Source organism: Bacillus sp. P14.5, assembly GCF_003316765.1.
Classification (GTDB): Bacteria; Bacillota; Bacilli; order Bacillales; family Bacillaceae_B; genus Rossellomorea.
The window spans coordinates 59175-79787 of the sequence record NZ_NIJF01000104.1; the positions used below are offsets into that span (position 1 = coordinate 59175).

21 protein-coding genes and 2 pseudogenes are annotated in these 20613 nt (G+C 43.1%); 14 read left to right on the forward strand and 9 right to left on the reverse strand.

The window, feature by feature from the left end:
- Positions 1-107 precede the first annotated feature (107 nt).
- Positions 108-572: a hypothetical protein gene (locus B9Z54_RS20900; protein ID WP_113930307.1), complete on the reverse strand. Its 465-nt coding sequence runs from the start codon at positions 570-572 to the stop codon at positions 108-110.
- Positions 573-886: 314 nt separating this feature from the next.
- Positions 887-1615 (reverse strand): YqcI/YcgG family protein, encoded by a 729-nt coding sequence (locus tag B9Z54_RS20905; protein WP_113930308.1) that lies wholly within the window; start codon positions 1613-1615, stop codon positions 887-889.
- A gap of 185 nt (positions 1616-1800) precedes the next feature.
- Between B9Z54_RS20905 and B9Z54_RS20910 the strand changes: the two genes are divergently transcribed.
- The 8 genes and pseudogenes from B9Z54_RS20910 (at position 1801) to B9Z54_RS20935 (ending at position 9252) form a co-directional block, all read left to right on the forward strand.
- Entirely contained in the window at positions 1801-2571 is a 771-nt protein-coding gene (locus B9Z54_RS20910) for a YflT domain-containing protein (protein WP_113930309.1), read from the forward strand.
- Between the two features lie 61 nt (positions 2572-2632).
- A complete protein-coding gene (locus B9Z54_RS20915) occupies positions 2633-3178 on the forward strand; it encodes a YsnF/AvaK domain-containing protein (protein ID WP_240190038.1) in 546 nt (181 codons plus the stop codon).
- A gap of 395 nt (positions 3179-3573) precedes the next feature.
- A pseudogene (locus B9Z54_RS26755) lies at positions 3574-4062 on the forward strand (protoglobin domain-containing protein); the annotation flags it as partial.
- A 225-nt stretch (positions 4063-4287) separates the two neighbouring features.
- Positions 4288-4830 carry a methyl-accepting chemotaxis protein gene (locus tag B9Z54_RS26760; protein ID WP_481747813.1) on the forward strand — a complete coding sequence of 181 codons (543 nt, stop codon included), beginning with the start codon at positions 4288-4290 and terminating at the stop codon, positions 4828-4830.
- A gap of 225 nt (positions 4831-5055) precedes the next feature.
- Positions 5056-6509, forward strand: a pseudogene (locus tag B9Z54_RS20925) (alanine/glycine:cation symporter family protein).
- A 462-nt stretch (positions 6510-6971) separates the two neighbouring features.
- The gene (locus tag B9Z54_RS25920; protein ID WP_240190039.1) at positions 6972-7715 is read left to right on the forward strand and encodes a histidine kinase dimerization/phospho-acceptor domain-containing protein; all 744 of its coding nucleotides are present in this window, start codon (positions 6972-6974) and stop codon (positions 7713-7715) included.
- Between the two features lie 5 nt (positions 7716-7720).
- Positions 7721-8290: a sensor histidine kinase gene (locus B9Z54_RS25925; RefSeq protein ID WP_240190040.1), complete on the forward strand. Its 570-nt coding sequence runs from the start codon at positions 7721-7723 to the stop codon at positions 8288-8290.
- A gap of 26 nt (positions 8291-8316) precedes the next feature.
- Complete coding sequence (locus B9Z54_RS20935; protein ID WP_205207744.1) at positions 8317-9252, forward strand: phosphotransferase enzyme family protein; 936 nt, start codon at positions 8317-8319, stop codon at positions 9250-9252.
- Between the two features lie 99 nt (positions 9253-9351).
- Here B9Z54_RS20935 and B9Z54_RS20940 read toward each other — a convergent pair whose 3' ends face one another.
- Positions 9352-10215, reverse strand: coding sequence for a DMT family transporter (locus tag B9Z54_RS20940; RefSeq protein WP_187444342.1), 864 nt, complete (start codon positions 10213-10215; stop codon positions 9352-9354).
- A gap of 125 nt (positions 10216-10340) precedes the next feature.
- Entirely contained in the window at positions 10341-10994 is a 654-nt protein-coding gene (locus tag B9Z54_RS20945) for a YczE/YyaS/YitT family protein (RefSeq protein ID WP_275887836.1), read from the reverse strand.
- A gap of 815 nt (positions 10995-11809) precedes the next feature.
- On the opposite strand from B9Z54_RS20945, the gene B9Z54_RS20950 reads away from it, so the two are divergent.
- Both B9Z54_RS20950 and B9Z54_RS20955 read left to right on the forward strand, forming a co-directional pair.
- Positions 11810-13006: a class I SAM-dependent rRNA methyltransferase gene (locus B9Z54_RS20950; protein ID WP_113930314.1), complete on the forward strand. Its 1197-nt coding sequence runs from the start codon at positions 11810-11812 to the stop codon at positions 13004-13006.
- A gap of 107 nt (positions 13007-13113) precedes the next feature.
- Positions 13114-15390, forward strand: a complete 2277-nt coding sequence (locus B9Z54_RS20955) for an ATP-dependent DNA helicase (RefSeq protein WP_240190041.1) — start codon at positions 13114-13116, stop codon at positions 15388-15390.
- Between the two features lie 101 nt (positions 15391-15491).
- Here B9Z54_RS20955 and B9Z54_RS20960 read toward each other — a convergent pair whose 3' ends face one another.
- Positions 15492-15926 carry a ferritin-like domain-containing protein gene (locus B9Z54_RS20960; protein ID WP_113930315.1) on the reverse strand — a complete coding sequence of 145 codons (435 nt, stop codon included), beginning with the start codon at positions 15924-15926 and terminating at the stop codon, positions 15492-15494.
- 159 nt (positions 15927-16085) lie between these two features.
- Here B9Z54_RS20960 and B9Z54_RS25345 point away from each other — a divergent pair, with 159 nt between their 5' ends.
- Entirely contained in the window at positions 16086-16247 is a 162-nt protein-coding gene (locus tag B9Z54_RS25345) for a hypothetical protein (RefSeq protein ID WP_205207745.1), read from the forward strand.
- A 54-nt stretch (positions 16248-16301) separates the two neighbouring features.
- Entirely contained in the window at positions 16302-16547 is a 246-nt protein-coding gene (locus B9Z54_RS20965) for a YkuS family protein (RefSeq protein ID WP_113930316.1), read from the forward strand.
- A 99-nt stretch (positions 16548-16646) separates the two neighbouring features.
- Here the strand turns inward: B9Z54_RS20965 and B9Z54_RS20970 are convergent, their stop codons facing one another.
- A complete protein-coding gene (locus B9Z54_RS20970; protein WP_113930317.1) occupies positions 16647-17606 on the reverse strand; it encodes a S8 family peptidase in 960 nt (319 codons plus the stop codon).
- Positions 17607-18144: 538 nt separating this feature from the next.
- Here B9Z54_RS20970 and B9Z54_RS20975 point away from each other — a divergent pair.
- Positions 18145-18864, forward strand: a complete 720-nt coding sequence (locus tag B9Z54_RS20975) for a YebC/PmpR family DNA-binding transcriptional regulator (RefSeq protein ID WP_113930318.1) — start codon at positions 18145-18147, stop codon at positions 18862-18864.
- A 123-nt stretch (positions 18865-18987) separates the two neighbouring features.
- On the opposite strand, the gene B9Z54_RS20980 is transcribed toward B9Z54_RS20975, so the two are convergent.
- From B9Z54_RS20980 to B9Z54_RS25350, 3 genes are all read right to left on the reverse strand, one after another.
- Entirely contained in the window at positions 18988-19410 is a 423-nt protein-coding gene (locus B9Z54_RS20980) for a pyridoxamine 5'-phosphate oxidase family protein (protein WP_113930319.1), read from the reverse strand.
- 128 nt (positions 19411-19538) lie between these two features.
- Complete coding sequence (locus B9Z54_RS20985; RefSeq protein WP_113930320.1) at positions 19539-19733, reverse strand: YwbE family protein; 195 nt, start codon at positions 19731-19733, stop codon at positions 19539-19541.
- Position 19734: 1 nt separating this feature from the next.
- Complete coding sequence (locus B9Z54_RS25350) at positions 19735-19908, reverse strand: hypothetical protein (RefSeq protein ID WP_205207746.1); 174 nt, start codon at positions 19906-19908, stop codon at positions 19735-19737.
- 112 nt (positions 19909-20020) lie between these two features.
- Here B9Z54_RS25350 and B9Z54_RS20990 point away from each other — a divergent pair, with 112 nt between their 5' ends.
- Positions 20021-20566, forward strand: a complete 546-nt coding sequence (locus tag B9Z54_RS20990; protein WP_113930321.1) for a superoxide dismutase family protein — start codon at positions 20021-20023, stop codon at positions 20564-20566.
- Positions 20567-20613 lie beyond the last annotated feature (47 nt).

Genomic DNA, 20613 nt, shown 5'->3' on the forward strand with positions numbered 1-20613 from the left:
ACTCCGTGGTTTGGGGTTTTTTTAGCCTAGTCATGGCCCCCTGCTTATAAAAACCTGACAAAAAGAACGTTAAGTGAGATTCCAAGGGAACTTTCTTAACGTTCTTTTTATTTAGCCGTTTTTCTTCTGCTGATAAAGTAGTGATGAAATCCATACATCAAAACTGATTTTGTAAGAAATAGCATTAACAGCTGAGGTTGAGTCATTTTGATGAGCCGCCAAACACCGAGTTTCTTAAACCAGCTGTAAAATGGATAAACAAAAAAGGTATCCACAGCAAGGTTAAGAAGGAAAAATAAGAAAAATCGTCCGTAGGTAAACTTAAGAATGAAGATACTTCCGGTGAAAAACGGACCAATCGCAAAGGGAACCATTCCTCTGATCTTTCTTGAAAGGGAGGGATATATCACCCACCAATTCAGCTTTTCTGCTATAAGATCTTCAATTACAAGAAAGACACACATAAACATGGATGCCGGAAAAAATCTTTTGATGGAGCGCCATCCAGCAAGTGGAAGCATTAACCAGGAGAATGCCAATAAAAGTAGTATTAAAATTCGTGAAAGCTTCATCATTCCTCCTCCTTACACTTAATTTGGCTTATTTGGGAAGGAATATACATGACGGAGAGTTTCAGATTCTGGCGGCAGATATTCCATTTCCATATAAAAAACCAGCGCAAAGGCTGGTTCCATTGAGAAAAAGAACTAATTTACACTAATATTCCAAACCGGGTTCAGTTACCGCTTCCTCTGGTTCCATGGTTACCGTTTTGAGGTACTTGAATGAACAGTCAAAGGCAGCAGGACATAGAGAATTATAGCCAGGAGAATAGAAAAGCCCGGTGAATACAATGAGTATCACCAGGCTGCACAGAACTTAATGATCATTTATGATGAAACGGGCATTTTCCTTCAATAGGTTTCACATCATCCCCAATAAAATATTGTTTCCATTCACGATGCTCAGGGTCGCCATAATGGCTGATGTTCGGGTGTTTTGGAAGGTTATCCCATTTTTCAACCCTCTCCCTGACTTTTTCTCGTGACATGAATCCGCCCTTTGATGTGCCTTCCAATCCTTCGAATATTCTTCTTGGCTGAAAGCCCAGGACCAGAGAGTTGCCGAGATCCCGTGTCTTTCTTTGTTTATAGGCAGGAGTATTTCCAAAAACAAAGTAAGGTTCTTCTGCAAAAGAGAAAGCCCATAGATGGTGATCGGGATCTTGTGGATAATCCTTCGGCCATGGCTTTTCATCATGATCATGAAGATACTGAAGGATCTTCCAGAAATATTCACGGTAATAAGGGATGTCTTTTTCTTCTTTTTCAGGTTCCACAAATAGAAACAGCCCGTGGCGAATCAGTTTTGGGCTATTGAATAAAGCATTGAACTGTTCCAGTGTATGGGGAAGCGTGGACCAGTCCTCGTGAGTTATGTAAGAATACCGCAGTTCCCCTTTTTTCTCTCCCGCCATCCCGAAATAGCATGGAAATGTTTTGTCTGTGACAGTGTCCCGGAAGGTTTTATATTCTTCAATAAGCCACTGTGGCACTTTTTCAGGATCAGTCATATCTTCCTTGGTCAGTAAACGGTGTTCAATCGCAGTCGTCATAGTATCTCCTCTTTTTCATAGAATGTGTATCCTCCTTCTACCCGTGCACTGTAAAATTGAAACGTTACAACCGCCCTTGATGAACTGGGACCTGACAGCCGGAATGGTTTAGCCTTTTTTAAAAATGGGTAAATTCCTTGTAGAACGAAATCCAAGCTGAGACAGCTTTCTAGGAGGAAAAATACATGGAAAAAAGTATAGTAGGTGCCTATGATTCAACAGCTGAAGTAATGGATGTAATAAATAATCTAACAAAAGACGGATATACAGAGGATGACATCCTCGTTATTTCAAACAGGGAAGACATTAGTTCATTGGATAATACATCCGGCCTGCACGTTGAGCATCCGAGCGGAGATCATGAAGAGTCGCGCAGCATGTGGGAGAAAATAAAAGATTCCTTCAGAGTAAGTGAGCAACATGATAATGAGAATCGGGATCTTTCGCAGTATAACATTCCGCTCAATCAAGTAGGGACTTATCAAAGCAAACTTGAGGATGGAAAAATTCTCGTTGCCGTCACGGCAAAAGACAAATATGCTTTGAGCCATGGTGGAGAGATTGTCGATTCCGGAGCCAATATCAAACCTGCCTCTCCTGAAGCGGAAGTTTTAGAAGATGATGAAATGAGAAGTGTTAACCAAACGAGGAATCAAACTTCTACAGAAAACTACCGAACTTCGTCTACAACTGGAAAGAGTGTTGGCAACCATGGTGCAGAACCTGAAGACCTTCGTTCAGGTAATGTCGATACTACAGAAGATACCATTGGAGGAAATGTCGGCAACACCCTTGGAGGGAAGCTTGGAACATCCGAAAGGAACTCCACGGGTCAGGAAGGATTGGATGATAGTCCAGCCGATCAGACTGAAAAAGAACATCGTGATGAAAAGAACACTGAAAATATAGATCAAAAAGAGCGCTTTAAAGCGAATGATTATAGAGGCGACTTTTAAAGACTTTAAACCCGCTGGCTGCAGCGGGTTTTTTTTGTTCTAAATTCTTTGTTGCTTTAATGTGCGAAGAGGAACTCCCTCTAAATACTTTAAAACTGGTGAGATCTCCGTCGGAAAAGATGTAGTGGAAGAAGAAAGAAGTGTGGATGTCCCAGTAAGGCATGAGGAAGTTTATGTGGAGAAAAGACATGTGGCGGATGGTGAAACAAGGAATGCCACTGCGGACTTTGGAGATGAAGAGGAAATAAGAATACCAGTAGTGGAAGAAAAAGTAGAGGTCAAGAAAAAGCCGGTTGTTACAGATGAGGTAGTCATTGGAAAACACGCAACGGAAGAAACCGAGCATATTCATGATACTGTGAAAAAAGAAGAAGTACACTTAGATAAAGAAGGTTCCTCCCGAATTCAGGGAGAAGAGAGACTGAACGAAACAAGCAGCAGCGGGTCACCTGCCGGAACGTCGAGCGAGGATACCTTCGTGACTGGTCAGGAAGGTATAACAGACACGGCTGGCATCCGTTCCGAAAAAGAGAGAAGAGACCACAAGAATACTTCAAATCTGAACGATAATAAGTTCAAAGGAAATGACTACCGCGGCCATATGTAATCCTAACTAACACTTTGCCGTCAGTGGTAATCTTGGCAGTAGTGCCGTAAAAGCCAAGCAGCATGCGCGTACCTTTCACAAACAGGTGAGCGCATATTTTTTTAGAATGGACAAAAAAAGCAAAGCAAATAAGAGGTGGAGATGCTCAGCCCATCCGCTGGAATGGGCACTTGTAAGTGAGAACTGCTGCTTTCACACACAATCTTTACATAATCTGCCTATCTCAATAGTAAAATACTTTTTATACTACTGTAGTAATCTATTGCATTTCAATCGATTGTTGTACATAATAGGTATATAATAGTAGTACAAAAGTTATACAAATAAAATACAGAGGTGAAACAACAATGTTGTTTGTTAAGCGCAAAGCAAAAGTTGTCCAATTTCAGCCGGAAATGAAGTTTCCTGATTCATCAGATAAAGTTTCCACTCCTTATCCCCACTTGTCAGAACGCCTCGAATACATGGGGTTTTCCAATAATCATCTAACTATTTTACAAGAGTTGAGTCCGACCATTACACCGCTGCTGGAGGATCTTCTTAATAAAGTGCTGGATCAATTGTTCGAGGTGCCGGCGCTTGCAGGAATTGTGAAAGCATCATCCAATAGAGACAGGCTGCGCGCGGTTTTCATCCGCTACTTTGAAAGTTTGCTGAGCGGAAGGCTTGATGAAGAATTTTTTGAAATGAGAAAAAGAATCGGAAGAACGCATAATGGCGCAGGACTTCCGGTTGAATGGTTCATCAGTACTTATTCCGCAATCAATACCTTGTTGATTCCTCAGCTGGTATCGCATCTTCAAACAAGTCCGGAGAAGCTCTCAGAAGCATTGCTGGCTGTAACCCACGTGACCAACCTTGATTCCCAGCTTGTCGTCGAGAATTACATAAACTCCAGAATAACAGAGCTTAATGAACTGAATGAATACAACCGCATGCTCCAAACAGAGCTAACCGGCATCAGCCAGGAAGTCGCAGCCTCCGTGCAGCAGACAGAAGCTTCCATGTCTGAAACCACTGGTAAAGCTGAGCAGATCTTAAAAGAGACGGAGCAAACTGAAAAAAGCAGCAAGAACTTGGTAAGCTTAACTGATTTAAATGAAGCTCAAATGACGGAACTGATTGCAGCCTTTGAGAAGGTCGCCAATAATGTCAAACATTCTCTTGAGGGAATTTCCTTATTGAAGGAGATTTCAAATTCAATTACCGAAATGACAAAAGGAATTGAAGCCATTGCTGATCAAACAAATCTTCTTGCCCTGAATGCTTCAATTGAAGCCGCAAGAGCAGGGGAAGGCGGAAAAGGTTTTGCCGTTGTAGCGACGGAAGTGAGAAAGCTTGCCGAAAACTCCAAGGAAATGAGCAGCCGCATTAATGCACTTATCAGCCAAAGCAACAAACAGGTGAACGACCTGGACAGCCGGATGAGTTCCATGAGTCAGTCTGCCCAGGAGTCGCAAACGAAAGTACAGCACGTAAAAGGCGGGCTTATCACCGTCAAGATGGAAATGGAACAATATATCCAAATGTTCAAGCGGAATAAGGCAGATCTCGACAGCATTGTGCAATCAATCAAAGAAGTAAACCTCACGACCGAAGCACTTGCGCTTCTTTCCAATACTCTGCTGGAAAAAGCCGAGGCTGGGCGATAGATTAGCAAAAGAGAAAGCAGGGGGAATGTGTCCTGCTTTTTTTGTGCCTTTTAATCATTATTTCGGCAGTAACAAACAGACAGAAGAAAAGTGTCTTCCATACCCATATAAGCCTGCAAGTAGAAGCCAAAATGAAAATTAATCAAAAAAAGATTGTCTAAATGTCCAATCATGAAATATAATTCGAATAGAAACAAAATTCTGAAATTTAAAGGGGGAGTATTCTTGGAGGCAGTTGTAGGTTGGCTTAATGGGGTGTTGTGGAGTTCGCCTGTTATTTATCTGATTCTGGCAATAGGACTTGTATTTTCAATTATGACTCGTTTTCTTCAGGTCAGGCATATCAAGGATATGTTTAAACTTATGTTTCAAGGCAAGAGTTCAGATGCAGGGGTCTCATCTTTCCAAGCTTTGGCGCTGTCATTATCAGGCCGTGTAGGAACAGGGAATATCGCCGGGACGGCAACAGCCATAGCATTTGGCGGGCCGGGAGCCGTTTTCTGGATGTGGACAATTGCGTTTATCGGTGCAAGTTCGGCGTTTATTGAATCCACGCTTGCTCAAATCTATAAAGTAAAGCAGGACGGCCAATACCGCGGTGGACCAGCCTATTATATCGAGAAAGGAATGGGCTGGAGATGGTATGGAGTCATTTTCGCCGGTGCATCTATCTTAGCAATGGCACTGCTGATGCCTGGGATTCAGTCCAACTCAATCGCTTTGGGTCTGGAAAACGCCTTCGGACTGAATAAATGGATCACGGCTATAGGCCTTGTCATCCTTCTTGGTGTCATCATTTTTGGAGGAGTTAAACGTATAGCAAAGGTTGCCCAATATGCGGTACCTTTCATGGCGTTGGGATATATTTTCTTATCTTTGATTATCGTGGTCATGAATATTGCTGAACTGCCTGCTGTATTCGCTCTTATTTTTAAAAGTGCATTCGCTTTGGATTCTGCATTTGGCGGTATTGTCGGTATGGCGATAGCGTGGGGAGTTAAGCGGGGGATATATTCCAATGAAGCCGGCCAGGGAACCGGACCGCATGCAGCAGCTGCTGCAGAAGTATCTCATCCTGCCAAGCAGGGACTGGTACAGTCTGCTTCCGTTTACATTGATACTCTGCTTGTTTGTTCCGCAACAGCATTCATGATTCTTTTTACAGGAATGTACAATGTTGAAAAAGAGGATGGCACAATGCTCGTCAACAATCTTAATGGTGTGGAAGCAGGTCCTGCTTATACTCAGGCCGCCATTGAAAGTGTGCTTCCGGGATTCGGTGCTGGATTTGTTGCCGTCGCACTATTCTTCTTCGCTTTCACAACAATCATGGCATACTATTATATTGCTGAAACAAACGTAGCGTATATTTTTAGAGGAAAAATAATAAATGGGCTATCGCTGCGTTAAAAGTTGTCCTCCTCGGTGCAACCATGTATGGAGCGGTGAAAACAGCGAAACTTGCATGGGCGATGGGTGATGTGGGGCTCGGCATCATGGTATGGCTTAACATGGTGGCGATTGTCCTGCTTTACAAGCCTGCTCTGAAGGCATTGAAAGACTATGAAGAGCAGAAAAAGCAAGGAATTGATCCGGTATTTGATCCTGTTAAATTAGGGATCAAAAATGCGGATTTCTGGGAAAAAGAAGCAAAGCCTGATCAAGAAAAAGTATCTTGATAAAAGGGAAAACCTCCGTCTTTTCGGAGGTTTTTTTGTGTCTTGCGCTGCAGTTCAGGGGTGTGCGGGTATTTCAATGGATTTTTGTCCTGCTGGCCGGTGGGTAGTTTAATTTGCGGTCCGTTATCCTTTAAGCCAGATCATCACGTTGGCCCGTAAGTTCGGTTAGCGGTCCGTTATCCTTTTAGCCAGGTCATCACGTTGGCCCGTAAGTTTGGTTAGCGGTCCGTTATCCTTTTAGCCAGGTCATCTCATTGGCCTATCCCTTTGAGAAAGAGCATCTGAGGTACTCCGCTTCCATAGAGGCGGACATTAATTTTTTTGACACAAAAAAGCTCCAGCAGTGTGGAATTAAGATAAATAAGGTTGTGATAAAATCCAGCAAAATATTATAGCTTATGCAGGTTATTTCCAAAACTTGTCGTATTCTTACAATATACTACAAGAGATGAGGAAAATTTGATGCTTGCTGAAAAGTTGCTGCTGCACGTTTTTATTATATTGGCTCCTATTTTGGTGTACACCTCCTTCTTTGAGAACCGCCGTATTGGACGGTCCCAATATTTTATAGGAATGCTGTATGCTGTTTCGGCTATATTATGTCTTACGGTCTCTTACTACAGTTACGGTCTTTATTGGGACCTTCGCTACGTACCGCTGGTTTTGTCTTTTTTATATGGCGGCCCTGTGGCAGGAGGGATTACATTTCTTGCTATTCTTGCCGGCAGAACGTTTATGAACGGGGATGCACTTCTGTTTGGATATATCAGTATCACGTTGGCTGCTTCGGTTCCATTTTTTTATGTTAAAAGATTTTGGAGGCAGCAGGTCAGAAAAAGGATTTTCACAGCTATCTGGCTTGGAATTTGGCCGTCTTTTATTATGCTTTCTATCTTGGTAGCCTGGCTTATCTTTTCAAAGAATCCCATCAACGATATACAGGAATTAATACTCTATGTACTTCTCTTTGGTTTGATACAAATCATTGCCATTGGCTTTGCTTCCATGCTTCATGAAGCCGTAATAGAAAGGCGTCTGATGAAAAAGGAAATGCAGAGAGCGGAAAAATTGAATACTCTCGGAGAACTGGCTGCTTCTATTGCACATGAGGTGCGCAACCCCCTGACAGTAGTAAAGGGGTTTCTTCAGTTAATGAAAAGCCAGGAAAAAAGAATGATAACTATCAGTACCTCAGTCTTGTCTTAAGTGAATTGGCACGTGCCGAGGCGATCATTAATGATTACCTGAACTTCGCTAAGCCGCAGTTTGAAAAAATTGAAAAGCTGGAACTCTCCTCAACAATGTCTGATGTCATTGCCCTTCTTCAGCCTTTGGCGATAAAACAAGGAGTTGAATTGGACAGCCGTCTTAAAAGAGAAGTATATCTTCATACGGACAGGAATCAATTCAAGCAGGCGCTTGTCAACATAATAAAAAATGCCATAGAAGCCACCGCTCATGGCGGAAAGATCAACGTGATCCTGTCATCTGATTTACAAGATGTGAAGATTATCGTTAAAGATAACGGGAAAGGCATGACAAAAGAACAGTTAAGCAGGATCGGCACTTTATTTTATACTACCAAAGATAAAGGAACGGGACTGGGGACAATGGTGTCGCTGAGGATTGTAGAGGCAATGGAAGGTAAGATAACCTACAAAAGCGAAATTGGAAAAGGAACTGAGGTCAGGGTCGTCTTGCCAATGATCAGGCTATTCCAGGGCAGAAGAGATGTGCGCATCTCTAAAAATTCAAGTGAAGGTCAGAATGCCCAGCTGTGAAGGTCTGTAAAGCTGGAGAGGTTGCCTTGAGATTGGGGTTGAATATCCAGGATCTTCTGGAGCTGTCAGGAGGCCATCAAAACATCATGTTTGATTACAGAGGAAATCATTCGGTACTGAGAGTTTCTTCGTGGAACAGGAGGTCAACGGATGAACTGCTGGCTGAGCAGAAGTGGCTCGAGCATTTGTCGGAGGCAGGTGTAAGGATCAATAAGCCAAAAGCTTTCCCTGATGGTGAAAGAATAAGAGAGATCAAGTTGGATGGGCTGCGTTTTCTTGTAACTCAGTTTGAGAAGGTGAACGGAGTAGCAGTGAATCCTGAAATAAAGTCTCATTGGAATTCAGAAATGTTTAGAGAATGGGGAAGGGTGACAGGGAAGCTGCATAGTGTCAGTAAAACCCTTGATCAGAGCTGGTTCGGTCATAAGGCAATTATTAGCAAAGGAAAAGCCCAGGAAGATAAGTTAAACGGAGAATTAAGGGAACGGGATAGGAAGATCGGAGAAAAATATGGAGAGCTGCTGGAGGAAATCGCCGGCCTGCCTAGAAAGAATGACTCTTACGGACTGATTCACGGTGACTTGCACCATGGAAACCTTTTATACTCAAAAGGTGAGCTTCATCTGATTGATGCCGATGATTTCAAGTATTCCTGGTTTGCTGAAGATATTGCGGCGTCTTTGTATCATGTGCACTGGCATGGAAGGTCCATACATCCAGATTGGGAAGGTCTGGTTGAGGAATTTTTTAAAGCTTTTACCGAAGAATATAAAAGTGAGAATGTCCTGCCTGGTGGATTGTCAGATGCCATCCCCTTGTTTCTTAGGAAAAGAGAGTTCTTTCTATATAACTTGTTTTTGAAGAAGTGGGACACTGAGAATCTCGAAGTATGGCAGTCGCATACCCTTCAAAAATTGGAGAACAATATAAGAAATAGAAGAGTACCCTTTCAAATAACCTAAAAGGAGCGCGAATTCATGGATTCGCGCTCCTTTTTAGTGCTTTAACGCTAGTGAAAGGGACTGTCCCTTTCAGTGCGTTAAAGTGGTGAAGCTCCATCTTCAGGCTGCTTGTTTATCGCCTTCTTTGTTCTTCATGAACATGTAGAAGGAGGCACTGAAAATGATAATGTATCCTGCTATGCTCAGGATGTCAGGAATCTGGCCGAACAAAACAATGCTGATAAGCGCTGAATATACGACGGTTGAATAGAAGAAAATCGAAATTTCCTTCGCGGGGGCATACTTATAGGCAATCGTAATCCCAAACTGACCTAATGTCGCAAAGATACCGGCAAGTATTAAATAGATCAATTGCCTGGTTTCCATTGGTTCATACCACATGATGACGAATGGAAGCAGAACGACTGTGGAAAAGAAGGAAAAATAGAAAACTACAGTATAGAACTTTTCCTTTTGCCCTAATACCCTGAGGACCGTATAAGCCCCGGCGGCAAAGACTGCAGACAGAATACCTGCCAAGTATGGAATCGTATCCACTGAAAATTCAGGCTTGATAATCAGCAGTGTTCCAAGAAATGCGATGATAATGGCGATGATTTGAAATTTGCGTGCTGTTTCTTTCAGGAAGATGGCTGAAAAGATTATTGTCAGGAAGGGACTCAATTTATTGAGCATATCCGCATCTGATAAAACGAGTTCATCAATCGCGTAAAAGAAAAACACGATTCCAAGGGTGCCGAGGGCAGAACGAAGGAGAAGGAATTTCTGATTCTCCCTTTTGCCAAAAAGCCTTTCCTTATAGTAAATAACAAATCCGAAAGAGATGATGGCTGAAATTAAATTTCTGAACAGCGTTTTCTGAAGGGTGGGCAAGTCTCCTGAAAGCTTCACAAAAGCTGCCATCATGGCAAAGCCGAACGATGAGACAAGCAGGAGCAGGATTCCCTTATTTCTATTTGTCATGTTGTCCTCCCGACGTAGATTCATTTCTATGCAGCGCTTCAAGAGCGACGGTAAAAAATAAACTGCCAAAATGAAAGGCAGTTTCAACACGGTGTTATTTTCCAAAAACCACTATAACAAATGAGCTACTTAAAAGAAAGCTTCTCGCTCCAGCCTTGAAGCAGGTTTTCAAACTTTGGAAAGAAAAACTGTACGATGAATCCAAGGGAAAGCGTAACGATGACGGTGCCGATTCCCACTGCGCCTCCAAAAGCCACAGCAAGAGCAAGGGCCAATCCTTCGCTGATCAGTCTTGAACTGCGCAAGCTCAACCCAAACCTTTCAGAGATGGCGACCATGATCGTATCCATTGGGCTGGACGGAAACTTTGCCTGTAAGTACACAGCAATCCCGACACCCAGCGCGAGAATTCCGATTAAGAGCGTTGCCGATTGAACACCGAGGTGGTCAGGGGCGAAGTTTTTTAAACCAATCAACAGCCAGAAATCGATCATCAATCCAATAATGAAGATGGAAAGGGCTGCGAGGATCTCCGGTTTCCGCTTTAGAAGAAACGCGTTTATAAAGATAAGGATAATACCATTGATGAAGACGCAAGTTCCAACCGTAATCCCGAAAGTAGTGGATTCCCCGACGGCCAGTGCATCCCATGAAGCGGCTCCCAAATTGGCTTTGATGATAAGGGCAACCCCTAATGTGAGTATCATTAATCCAACAAAGAAAAAGACTGTTCGTTCTCTCATATAAAACTTCCTTTTATTAAATATTTTTACGAACACATAAAAAATGCGATAATGAATATATTACATACCCTTTTTTAGAAAAGCAATGTGAAAGATTGTGGCTATTGAAAAGCAATGGATTTCCACTCCAGGCGGACGACTCCGCGGGGCGGGCGCCCGGCCTCCTCGGCTTCATAAAAAGCGAAAGCGGCCGTTCAGCGACGTACAGATTTTAGGGCTCTCGCATGAGATAAAGGAATCATGAAGAGCGACAGCCATTCGATGATGACTTATCTATATAAAGCGGAAATGCCCCGCTCAGCGGCGTACGGACTGGACTGATTCCGCATGAGATAAAGGAAACACAACGAACACAGTGAGTTGATGTTGACTTATCGCAAGGAGGAGGCAGGAAAGTCCGCTAGCCGCTGGGGCCAAGCAGCTAGATTAGCAAGGAGAGAGACCGAAATCTGCTAGTCGCTGGCCGCTGGAACTAGATTGGGGGTCTCACCTGTCCCGCTAGTCCCGCCGGAGGTCGTACGCCTGCAGCGAAGATCCTCCTACGTAAAGGGGGATGAAAGTAAAATAGTATATATACAGAAGCGCGGCTCTTTTCTTCATACTTACCAGAACATTTCCGATGAATAATAGCATTATCTTACGAAATTCATATAAAATAGCCACAAAGATTACGAAAAGAGCCATTAGAAAAGCAATGTGAAAAGAGATTAAGCTGATTTACTACTTTAAAGCATTAAAAGGGAGAGTCCCTTTCAGCGCTTTAGAGGGATAAAGCGCCTGGGAAGAGTACACTTGTCCTTCTCTGTGAAATATATGTAGTAACGCCTAAATTATACAAAGGATAGGATGAAATCATGAAAGAAATCATATTGACCGTGAATCCCAAATTCAAAGATAAATTCAAAAAAGGCTTTCCGCTCATCAGCGGCGATGCGCTTGCTTCCCAAGCAGGACTAGAAGAGGAAGGAAGCATCATCAAGCTGGTGGACAGACGCAAGCAATTCATCGCCAGAGGCTACTATGGTAAACAGAATAAAGGATTGGGCTGGGTATTGAGCTTGAAAGAACAGGAACGGATCGACCAGGGTTTTTTTGAAAGAAAATTGAATAACGCTATCAGCCAGAGACTTGAGTTTTATCAAAGCGAAGAGACAACCGCCTTTCGTGTTTTCAACGGAGAAGGTGATGGCATTGGCGGACTGACCATCGACTACTTTAACGGATATTATCTGATCAACTGGTACAGTGAAGGCATCTATCAATTCAAAAATGATATCATTCTTTCTCTGAAACAGCTTGTCGATAGTAAAGGCATTTATCAGAAGAAGAGGTTTGCCCAAAGCGGGAAGTATATTGATGAAGATGACTTTGTCACTGGAGAGCGCGCCGAATTTCCTCTTATAGTGAAAGAGAATGGTGCCAATTTTGCCGTTTATTTAAACGATGGCGCCATGGTCGGGGTTTTCCTTGATCAGCGGGATGTAAGGAAGCTGATCAGGGACAAGTATGCCGAAGGGAAAACGGTGCTCAATACATTTTCCTATACAGGAGCTTTTTCCGTCTTTGCTGCCCTCGGCGGAGCGGTCAAGACAACCAGCGTAGACCTGGCAAACAGGAGCGAGGCCAAAACCATCGAGCAGTTCAGCATAAATGGGATTAACTACGAGGAGCAGGACATCAAGGTCATGGATGTCTTTAACTACTTCAAGTATGCGGTGAAAAAACAGCTCAAATTCGATATGGTCATCCTGGATCCCCCAAGCTTTGCACGTTCTAAAAAGCATACTTTCTCCGCGGCTAAGGATTATACCGATCTGCTGAAGCAGACCATAGCGATAACTGAGAAAAATGGAGTCATCGTTGCTTCCACAAACGCCAGCAATTTTGATATGAAAAGATTCAAAAGTTTTATCGATAAAGCGTTCAAGGAATCGGGAAGTGACTATAAATTGATGGAGGAATTCTCCCTTCCTGCTGATTTCCGGACAATCAGCCAGTTCAAACAGGGAGATTATCTGAAAGTGGTCTTTATTAAAAAGATTCATTAGAAGAAGCGCAGTTTCCTTAACTGAAAATCGGATTCTAATTACTAAGGGGACAACGATTCTTTTAAAAGGGTGATATAGAAGCTTTGTAGAGAAAGGAGGGGCGGAGCTTGAAGGAAGTAAAAGTTTCTGTTAGGAATCTTGTTGAATATGTTTACAAAAGCGGCAGTATCGATCAAAGATTCCAAACCTCCTCTTCGATGACTGAAGGGACCCGCCTTCATAAAAAAATTCAAAAAACCTATAAAGAGGGAGACCGCGCTGAGGAGTTTTTGAGCACGGTACTCCCGTATGATGATTTGACCTTTACAGTTGAAGGCAGATGCGACGGCCTGATTTTTGAGGAAGAAGACGTGATCATTGATGAGATAAAATCGACTCGTTCCAGTTTGGATGACCTATCTGAAAATTCATACCCGGTTCACTGGGCGCAAGCAAAGTTTTATGCTTATATTTACAGCAAAGACCATGATCTTCAAGAAATCGGAGTCAGGTTGACCTATATCCAAGTGGAAACAGAAGAAACCATCCATTACCTGCAACGGTACACTCTCAAACAGCTGGAAGATTTTGCTGTGGAAACCATTCAAACCTACTATCCATTCGCAAAACTGTTAACCACTCATAAGGAGAAAAGAAATGAATCAGCCGCAGAACTTCAATTTCCGTTCCCAGAGTATAGAAAAGGACAGCGCCATCTTGCAGGTGCTGTGTATAAAACCATAAAGGAAAAGAAAACACTTTTTGTTAATGCGCCGACTGGTACAGGGAAGACAATCTCCACCATTTTTCCAAGCGTTAAGGCATTTGCGGAAGAATCGATAGATAAAATCTATTATTTAACAGCGAAAACGATTACGAGAACCACCGCGGAAGAAGCCTTTATAATGCTGGAGCAAAATGGATTGACTGCCAAAACGCTTACCATCACAGCCAAAGACAAGGCATGTTTGAAGGACGAGGGCATTTGCCAAGGCGACTCCTGCCCGTTTGCAGACGGCTATTACGACAAAATCAATGAAGCAGTCTTGGATATAATCAGGAATGAAACAAGGATGACCAGGGGAGTGATAGAGCAATACGCCAGAAAACACAAAGTCTGTCCCTTTGAATTCTCCATTGATCTCTCCTATATCGCGGATGCCGTCATATGCGATTATAACTATATCTTCGACCCCCGGGTTTCCTTAAAGCGATTATCCGATTCGCAGAAAAAAAGGACCGTCCTCCTTACAGATGAAGCTCATAATCTGGTTGACAGAGGAAGGGCGATGTTTTCAGCCGGGCTGGAGAAATCAGCTTTTTTAGAGCTCAAACGGAGTTTTAAGGGGAAGAATAAGAATCTGCATACTTCCAGCAATGAAATCAATCGCTTCCTTATTGGTTTGCGGAAGCAGTGCGAGGAAACAGGAACGATGGTATATAAAGAACCCTTTACGGAACTGCTGGAACTTCTTGAGAGATTTATAGAAGCGGCGGAAGCAGAGCTGGCAGGACAGAGCGGGGAAAGTAACTTGCTTGAAACTTATTTTGCGGCTCACAATTTCATTAAGATTTCCGCGCTGTACAATGAAGATTATGTTACGTATATCGATATTGGTAAAAGAGAAATGACAATCAAGCTTTTCTGTCTGAATCCATCCGAGCTTCTCAGCCGGACAAGCAAAAGCTTCTCATCTGCCGTGTTCTTTTCAGCCACCTTGTCTCCATTTCATTACTATTTCGAACTGCTTGGCGGTGAAAACGATGACTATCGTTTCGAAATTCCTTCCCCTTTTCCCAAGGAGAATTCCCGTGTTTTCATCAAACCGTTGTCGACAAGATATAAGGACAGGGAAAGGAGCATCGCGCATCTTATCTCCCTGCCTCACGAACTAATAAAGCAGCGTCCCGGGAACTACTTGTATTTCTTTCCTTCTTACCGCTATATGAATGAGGTGTATGAAGCTTTCATGGAAAGTTGTCCTGATGTTGAGGTACTGTTGCAGTCAACCGGTATGTCGGAGAATGAGCGGGAAGAGTTCTTGGAAGCTTTTCAACCTCAAAGAGGATCTTCTCTTATTGGTTTTGCTGTTCTCGGAGGCATTTTTTCAGAAGGTATCGATTTGAAGGGAGACAGGCTGAAAGGAGTGATTATAGTCGGAGTAGGACTGCCGCAACTGGGAGCGGAACGGGAGATCATTAAAGATCACTTCAATAGCCAGGGAAAAAACGGATATGACTATTCTTACATTCTTCCTGGCATGAACAAAGTTCTGCAGGCTGGAGGGAGACTGATTCGTACCGAGGAAGACACTGGTGTGATCGTGCTGGTGGATGACAGATACCTGACCCCTAAATACCGGCAGCTGCTTCCGGAAGAGTGGCTCGATTTTACAGTAGTATGAGCAGATTAGTGAAAGGTGGAGACTGAAGCCAGAAAAACTGAACAGCCTGATCAGCAAAAAAAGCTTTCTCCGATGTGGAGAAAGCTTTTTAAATACATTTATTATTGGAACGCAGGATCCATTAGCATACGGTCAAGTTCTTCCATATGATGCGTTTCATCGGAGATAAGGTCATCCAGTTTCACGACCAGCTCAGTTAAGCCTAAAGCTTCTGCCTGTTCTTTACGTACTTTATAGCGGTCGATCGTTTCTTTTTCGGCTTGGCGTGCTGCCTGAAGCATTTCCTTGACATCATCGGTCTGCTTTACAGGAGCCGGAGTGGTTGTCGGCGTGCCGCCTAATGTTTTGATTTTTTCAGCTAAGTATAAAGCGTGCCCTTGTTCGTCACCTACTTCACTTTCAAAGAAAGGCTTCAGCACTGCGCGGTGCAGACCTGAAACGACAGCCGCGTAGTTTGTGTACATAATCTGTGCAGTATACTCATTTGCTAAATCTTCATTCAATCCATCAAGTAATTCTTGTAAATTTTGATCCATCTTAAAAATCATCCTCCATTTAATTGCTTATAGTTTATTAATACCCTTTTGCCTGCAGATTAAACTACCCCTTCACAGAAGTGCTGCTTGCTAATAAATACTGGCAGTTTTGCAAAGACTATGGTCGAATATCAGAAATGAAAAAGTGGAGGGAACTTTATGAGTAAACAGGGCAGAACGAACCTTGAACAAACTTCAGAACAACTGGCTAAACAGCAAGGGAAAAATGATGTCGAGTTCAGCACAGATGATTTCCAGGCGGGAAACAGCCAAAGCCAGAGCCAGAAAAAGAGCGGCAGACAAAAAACAAAAATAAAATGAATACCATTGTGTTTGATGGAAAATCCTATGAGTATATTAAGGAGGTGTGGAAACATGTCAAGAAGAATTGGAGTGGAAGAATCTCTTCAAAATGTTGTACAAGCACTTCGTGAAAAAGGGCACGATGTCGTGGAATTGAAACAGGAGACTGATGCACAAGGCTGTGACTGTTGTGTCCTGACTGGACTGGATTCCAATGTTATGGGGATCGCAAACGTGGTCACTCAAGGGTCTGTTATCGAAGCTAACGGCTTAAGCGCTGATGAGGTGTGTCAGCAGGTAGAGAGCAAATTGCGTTAATAATGAAATTGAAATTAAAAAGCGAAATCAAAGGGGGACATTACATAACCTTTAATTTCGCTTTTTTATTGCTTAGCAGGAAATTGCTAATTCTTGGAGTCAAACCGATAAAGACAACTGATTCTGCTGCAAATATTCCTCCAGTAAGTCTGGTGCGGTAAGGTACAGGAGACCGTTACCTTCCAGTGCTTTCGGATAACCAAGCGGAATTGTCCGTTTAACCAGCTGGGCGTAAATCTCACATTCAGATAGCTTCCTGTCAAAACCCGATTCTTCGAGAAGTTTAACCAAGGCCAATGCTCCTGAAACATGTGGCGCTGACATGGAGGTGCCGCTGAATTTGGCAAATTTCCCGCCGGGGATCGTAGATAGTATCTTTTCACCAGGTGCCACGAGATCGACTTCATTATTGGAATTGGTGAAGTAGGATGAATTTCGTTCAAAGTCGATGGCCCCTACTGAAATGACTTCATTGTAACAAGCTGGAAAGGAAAGTTCATCGGTTGATGCATCCTCATCTCCTTCGTTACCTGCTGCGCAGACAACAGAGATGTCAGACGCGACCGCCTGCTTGATTACATCATGAAGAGGCTCGTAGTCGGTTGGTCCTCCAAGAGACATTGAAATGATGTCTACACCTTGATCAATGGCGTATTGAATTCCATCCACAATCCAATCATATCTTCCGCTTCCTTGTTCTCCTGCTAATACTTTAATAATCAGCAGGCTGGCTTCCGGAGCAACCCCGACCACTCCTGATCCATTTTCGTTCGCAGCTATTGTTCCGGCAACGTGTGTGCCGTGTCCGTTATAATCAGTAACATTCTCTTCATGGCCATCATCATCGTTCGTGAAGTTGCGTGTGCCTATAATCCGTCCCTGCAGGTCGTCATGGTCAAGGTCACAGCCCGTATCCAGGACAGCGACGGTAATGCCTTTCCCTTTGACTGATTTCCACAGCCTCGGGGCCTGAACGAGGTCGACCCCTGCAGGCATTTCTGATACAGTTTCCATAATTTCTTCTTTGACATAAGGAATTAATCTTACTGAACCCTTCATAAGCATTCCTCCTGAAATCAAAATAAAAACTGAACTTTCAGAAAATATATCATAAACAGGGTCGATTTGGAAGAGTTAAAAGTAATGGTTCTATAGTAGAGTGAGCATAATTAGTTCTTGTTATTTCTTTCTTCTATGTAGCTTAATCAAAAAAAACAGGCAGTTTAGTCATAACAAATTACTACTAAATAGTACGAGTATAATGGTAAGTGTCTTAAAGAGAAGAATGGTTAACTACTAACCTCTAATTTAAATTGCTTAAAGTGTTTACTGTGATTGGAGCGGAAGGTGTGCCATCTCCTGCGGGAATAGCGGGACAGGGGAGACCCCGCAGGCGAAAGCCGAGGAGGCTCACCGCCCGCCCCGCGGAGTCGGCGCACCTGGAGCAGAAATCAATTTAGTAAACTGTACTAAAGGATGAATGTGCTATCCCGGCCTGAGCTTTAGTTTAATCTAAGGAATTAATCTCGAAACATCACTTGCAATTACGTTATAATAGAATGGAAGTCTAGTTACAATTTGAAAGAGAGTGAAAACTATGGGTCGTAAGTGGAATAATATCAAAGAAAAGAAAGCTTCAAAAGATGCAAATACAAGTCGTGTTTATTCTAAATTTGCGAAGGAAATCTATGTTGTCGCCAAGCAGGGAGAGCCGGATCCGGAAGCCAATCAGCCTTTGAAGTTCGTTCTTGAGCGTGCCAAAACATATAATGTACCAAGAAATATCATTGACCGCGCATTGGAGAAAGCAAAAGGCGGCACTGAAGAAAGCTTTGACCAGCTCCGCTATGAAGGCTTTGGTCCTAACGGTTCGATGATCATTGTCGATGCTTTAACCAACAATGTGAACAGAACAGCTTCTGAAGTCCGCGCAGCTTTCGGGAAAAATGGCGGAAATATGGGTGTGAGCGGGTCTGTTGCCTATATGTTCGATTCTACGGCTGTTGTCGGGATGGAAGGGAAAAGTGCGGAAGAAGCACTGGAAATCCTGATGGATGCCGATGTCGATGCCAGAGATATCATTGAAGAAGATGAAGCGGTCATCATTTATGCAGAGCCTGACCAATTCCATGCAGTTCAACAAGCTTTCAGAGATGCCGGGGTATCAGATTTTACTGTGGCAGAACTAACGATGCTTGCGCAGAATGACATCAGTCTTCCAGAGGAAACTCAAGCTGAGTTTGAAAAATTGATCGATGCAATCGAGGATTTGGAAGATGTTCAGCAAGTCTATCATAATGTAGATTTGGGAGATTGATTTTCTTGAATGCCCTTCCCGTAATGGGGAGGGCGGTTTTTATGCTGTTGGAAGTTTGCATATATTTTTATATTCATTCAAATAAAGGTAAGCACGCAATCCAGCGTGCTTACCTTTATTAGCTTACAAATCAAGTACTTTCGGATCTTCACCATTCTTATTCATCAAACGGTATTGTGTTGGATGAACCTCCAGAATGATTAAACTCGGGTCATCCGGTCCTTTAAACCATTTCTTCATTTCATCATTCCAAAGCTTTTCTTTCAGACTCTCATCTTTACTAATCTGGACTTTTCCTTCGACCTCTACATAAGCGTCACCGTAGCCATCGCCTTCATATCCAAGCAGTATATGGACATTAGGGTTCTGCTCAATTTCATCCGCTTTATGTGTTTCGCTGCTCGTAGGGGTTAAAAGAGTCAGGTCATCGTTGAAAAAAGTCATGTATCGAGAATGAGGTTTGTTCCCAACAACAGTAGCCAGCGTTCCAACCATGCTGTTTTCAAGGACATTCAGAACTTCTTGCTTCAAATCGGTTTGTGACAAAATCTCATCTCCTTTTGTTTTAATTCACTTGTATTTATTCCTTAATAGGAGGATAAATAAACATTCGGATGTGCCCAAGTAAAAAGGTGCCTGGAAACCATAGTTTCCAGGCACCCAGAGGATGGTGCTTAATCGATGATATTTTTCACCCTGCCAACCTGTCCATCTGCAAGGCGGACTTTAATGCCGTGAGGGTGTGTGGACGAGTTGGTGAGGATGTCTTTTACCGTTCCCCTTGTGGTTTTTCCGCTTCTCTGATCTTTTTTCAGTACTATATCGACTTCGATGCCCGGGGTGATATTGGCGCGCTGCTGACCGTTCATTTTAAACCCCCGTTCTTTTCTTTTGATTATTCGGCTTTTTGGTGAGCTGGCTTTTGAGCGGCTGGGTCGATTTCACAAGCCTACTGGGATTACTGCCGGATTGCTGTTTCTTTTGTACGAGCTTTTCTTTCATTGCTTGGGCAAGACTGATTTTCTTTTTCTCGGTTGATGACATCTGGGTGTCTCTCCTTCATCTGTTTTCATCTATTATAGATCAAACTGAGGCTGAAAGTAAGGCATTCACGTATTTGGGCGTATTTACATAAGATAGTTGGCAAAAGCCCAGCATGAGGAGTGGTGGAGAAGTGTCGTACTATTATGGTCTTCAACCGGGATATTATAATGGTTATCTACCTTATAGAAACGTTCCTTCGATTTCCTATGCCCAGATAGAAGGGGGCCCCCTGGCTCCGAACTTAAAAGGATATGTCTTTTTCAGGGAAGTGCCAAACGGGACGGAGGTTCATGTAGAAGTGAATGGACTGCCAGAATTTCAACCTGCAAAAGGGAAGGAGAATCCGGTCGGACCGCATGGATTTCATCTGCATGAAAATGGCAGTTGTGAAATTGGTGACAAAGAAGAGCTCTTTAAAGCGGCAGGCGGCCACTGGAACCCTGACGGTGAACCTCATGGAAATCATGCTGGCGATTTTCCGGTTCTTTTTTCCAATAACGGCTATGCAAGAATGACTTTCTTTACCAACAGATTTAAACCTCAGGATGTCGTGGGAAAAGCAGTAATTATTCATCAAAGTCCGGATGATTACCGGTCACAGCCCGCAGGAGACGCAGGGAAGCGATTGGCTTGCGGGTTGATTGTGAAATATCAATGATTATGGAGTACAGATCTTTCTGTATTCTTTTTTTATTTCCTGAAGAT

Coding starts and splice junctions, on each gene's coding strand:
- B9Z54_RS20985 (WP_113930320.1), bottom strand. CDS start 19,733: ATGAACGGTCAGCAGCGCGCCAATATCACCCCGGGCATCGAAGTCGAT.
- B9Z54_RS20900 (WP_113930307.1), bottom strand. CDS start 572: ATGAAGCTTTCACGAATTTTAATACTACTTTTATTGGCATTCTCCTGG.
- B9Z54_RS20970 (WP_113930317.1), bottom strand. CDS start 17,606: ATGAAGGGTTCAGTAAGATTAATTCCTTATGTCAAAGAAGAAATTATG.
- B9Z54_RS20965 (WP_113930316.1), top strand. CDS start 16,302: ATGTCAAGAAGAATTGGAGTGGAAGAATCTCTTCAAAATGTTGTACAA.
- B9Z54_RS20975 (WP_113930318.1), top strand. CDS start 18,145: ATGGGTCGTAAGTGGAATAATATCAAAGAAAAGAAAGCTTCAAAAGAT.
- B9Z54_RS20990 (WP_113930321.1), top strand. CDS start 20,021: ATGAGGAGTGGTGGAGAAGTGTCGTACTATTATGGTCTTCAACCGGGA.
- B9Z54_RS25345 (WP_205207745.1), top strand. CDS start 16,086: ATGAGTAAACAGGGCAGAACGAACCTTGAACAAACTTCAGAACAACTG.
- B9Z54_RS20960 (WP_113930315.1), bottom strand. CDS start 15,926: ATGGATCAAAATTTACAAGAATTACTTGATGGATTGAATGAAGATTTA.
- B9Z54_RS20940 (WP_187444342.1), bottom strand. CDS start 10,215: ATGACAAATAGAAATAAGGGAATCCTGCTCCTGCTTGTCTCATCGTTC.
- B9Z54_RS26760 (WP_481747813.1), top strand. CDS start 4,288: ATGACGGAACTGATTGCAGCCTTTGAGAAGGTCGCCAATAATGTCAAA.
- B9Z54_RS20905 (WP_113930308.1), bottom strand. CDS start 1,615: ATGACGACTGCGATTGAACACCGTTTACTGACCAAGGAAGATATGACT.
- B9Z54_RS20910 (WP_113930309.1), top strand. CDS start 1,801: ATGGAAAAAAGTATAGTAGGTGCCTATGATTCAACAGCTGAAGTAATG.
- B9Z54_RS25920 (WP_240190039.1), top strand. CDS start 6,972: ATGCTTGCTGAAAAGTTGCTGCTGCACGTTTTTATTATATTGGCTCCT.
- B9Z54_RS25350 (WP_205207746.1), bottom strand. CDS start 19,908: ATGTCATCAACCGAGAAAAAGAAAATCAGTCTTGCCCAAGCAATGAAA.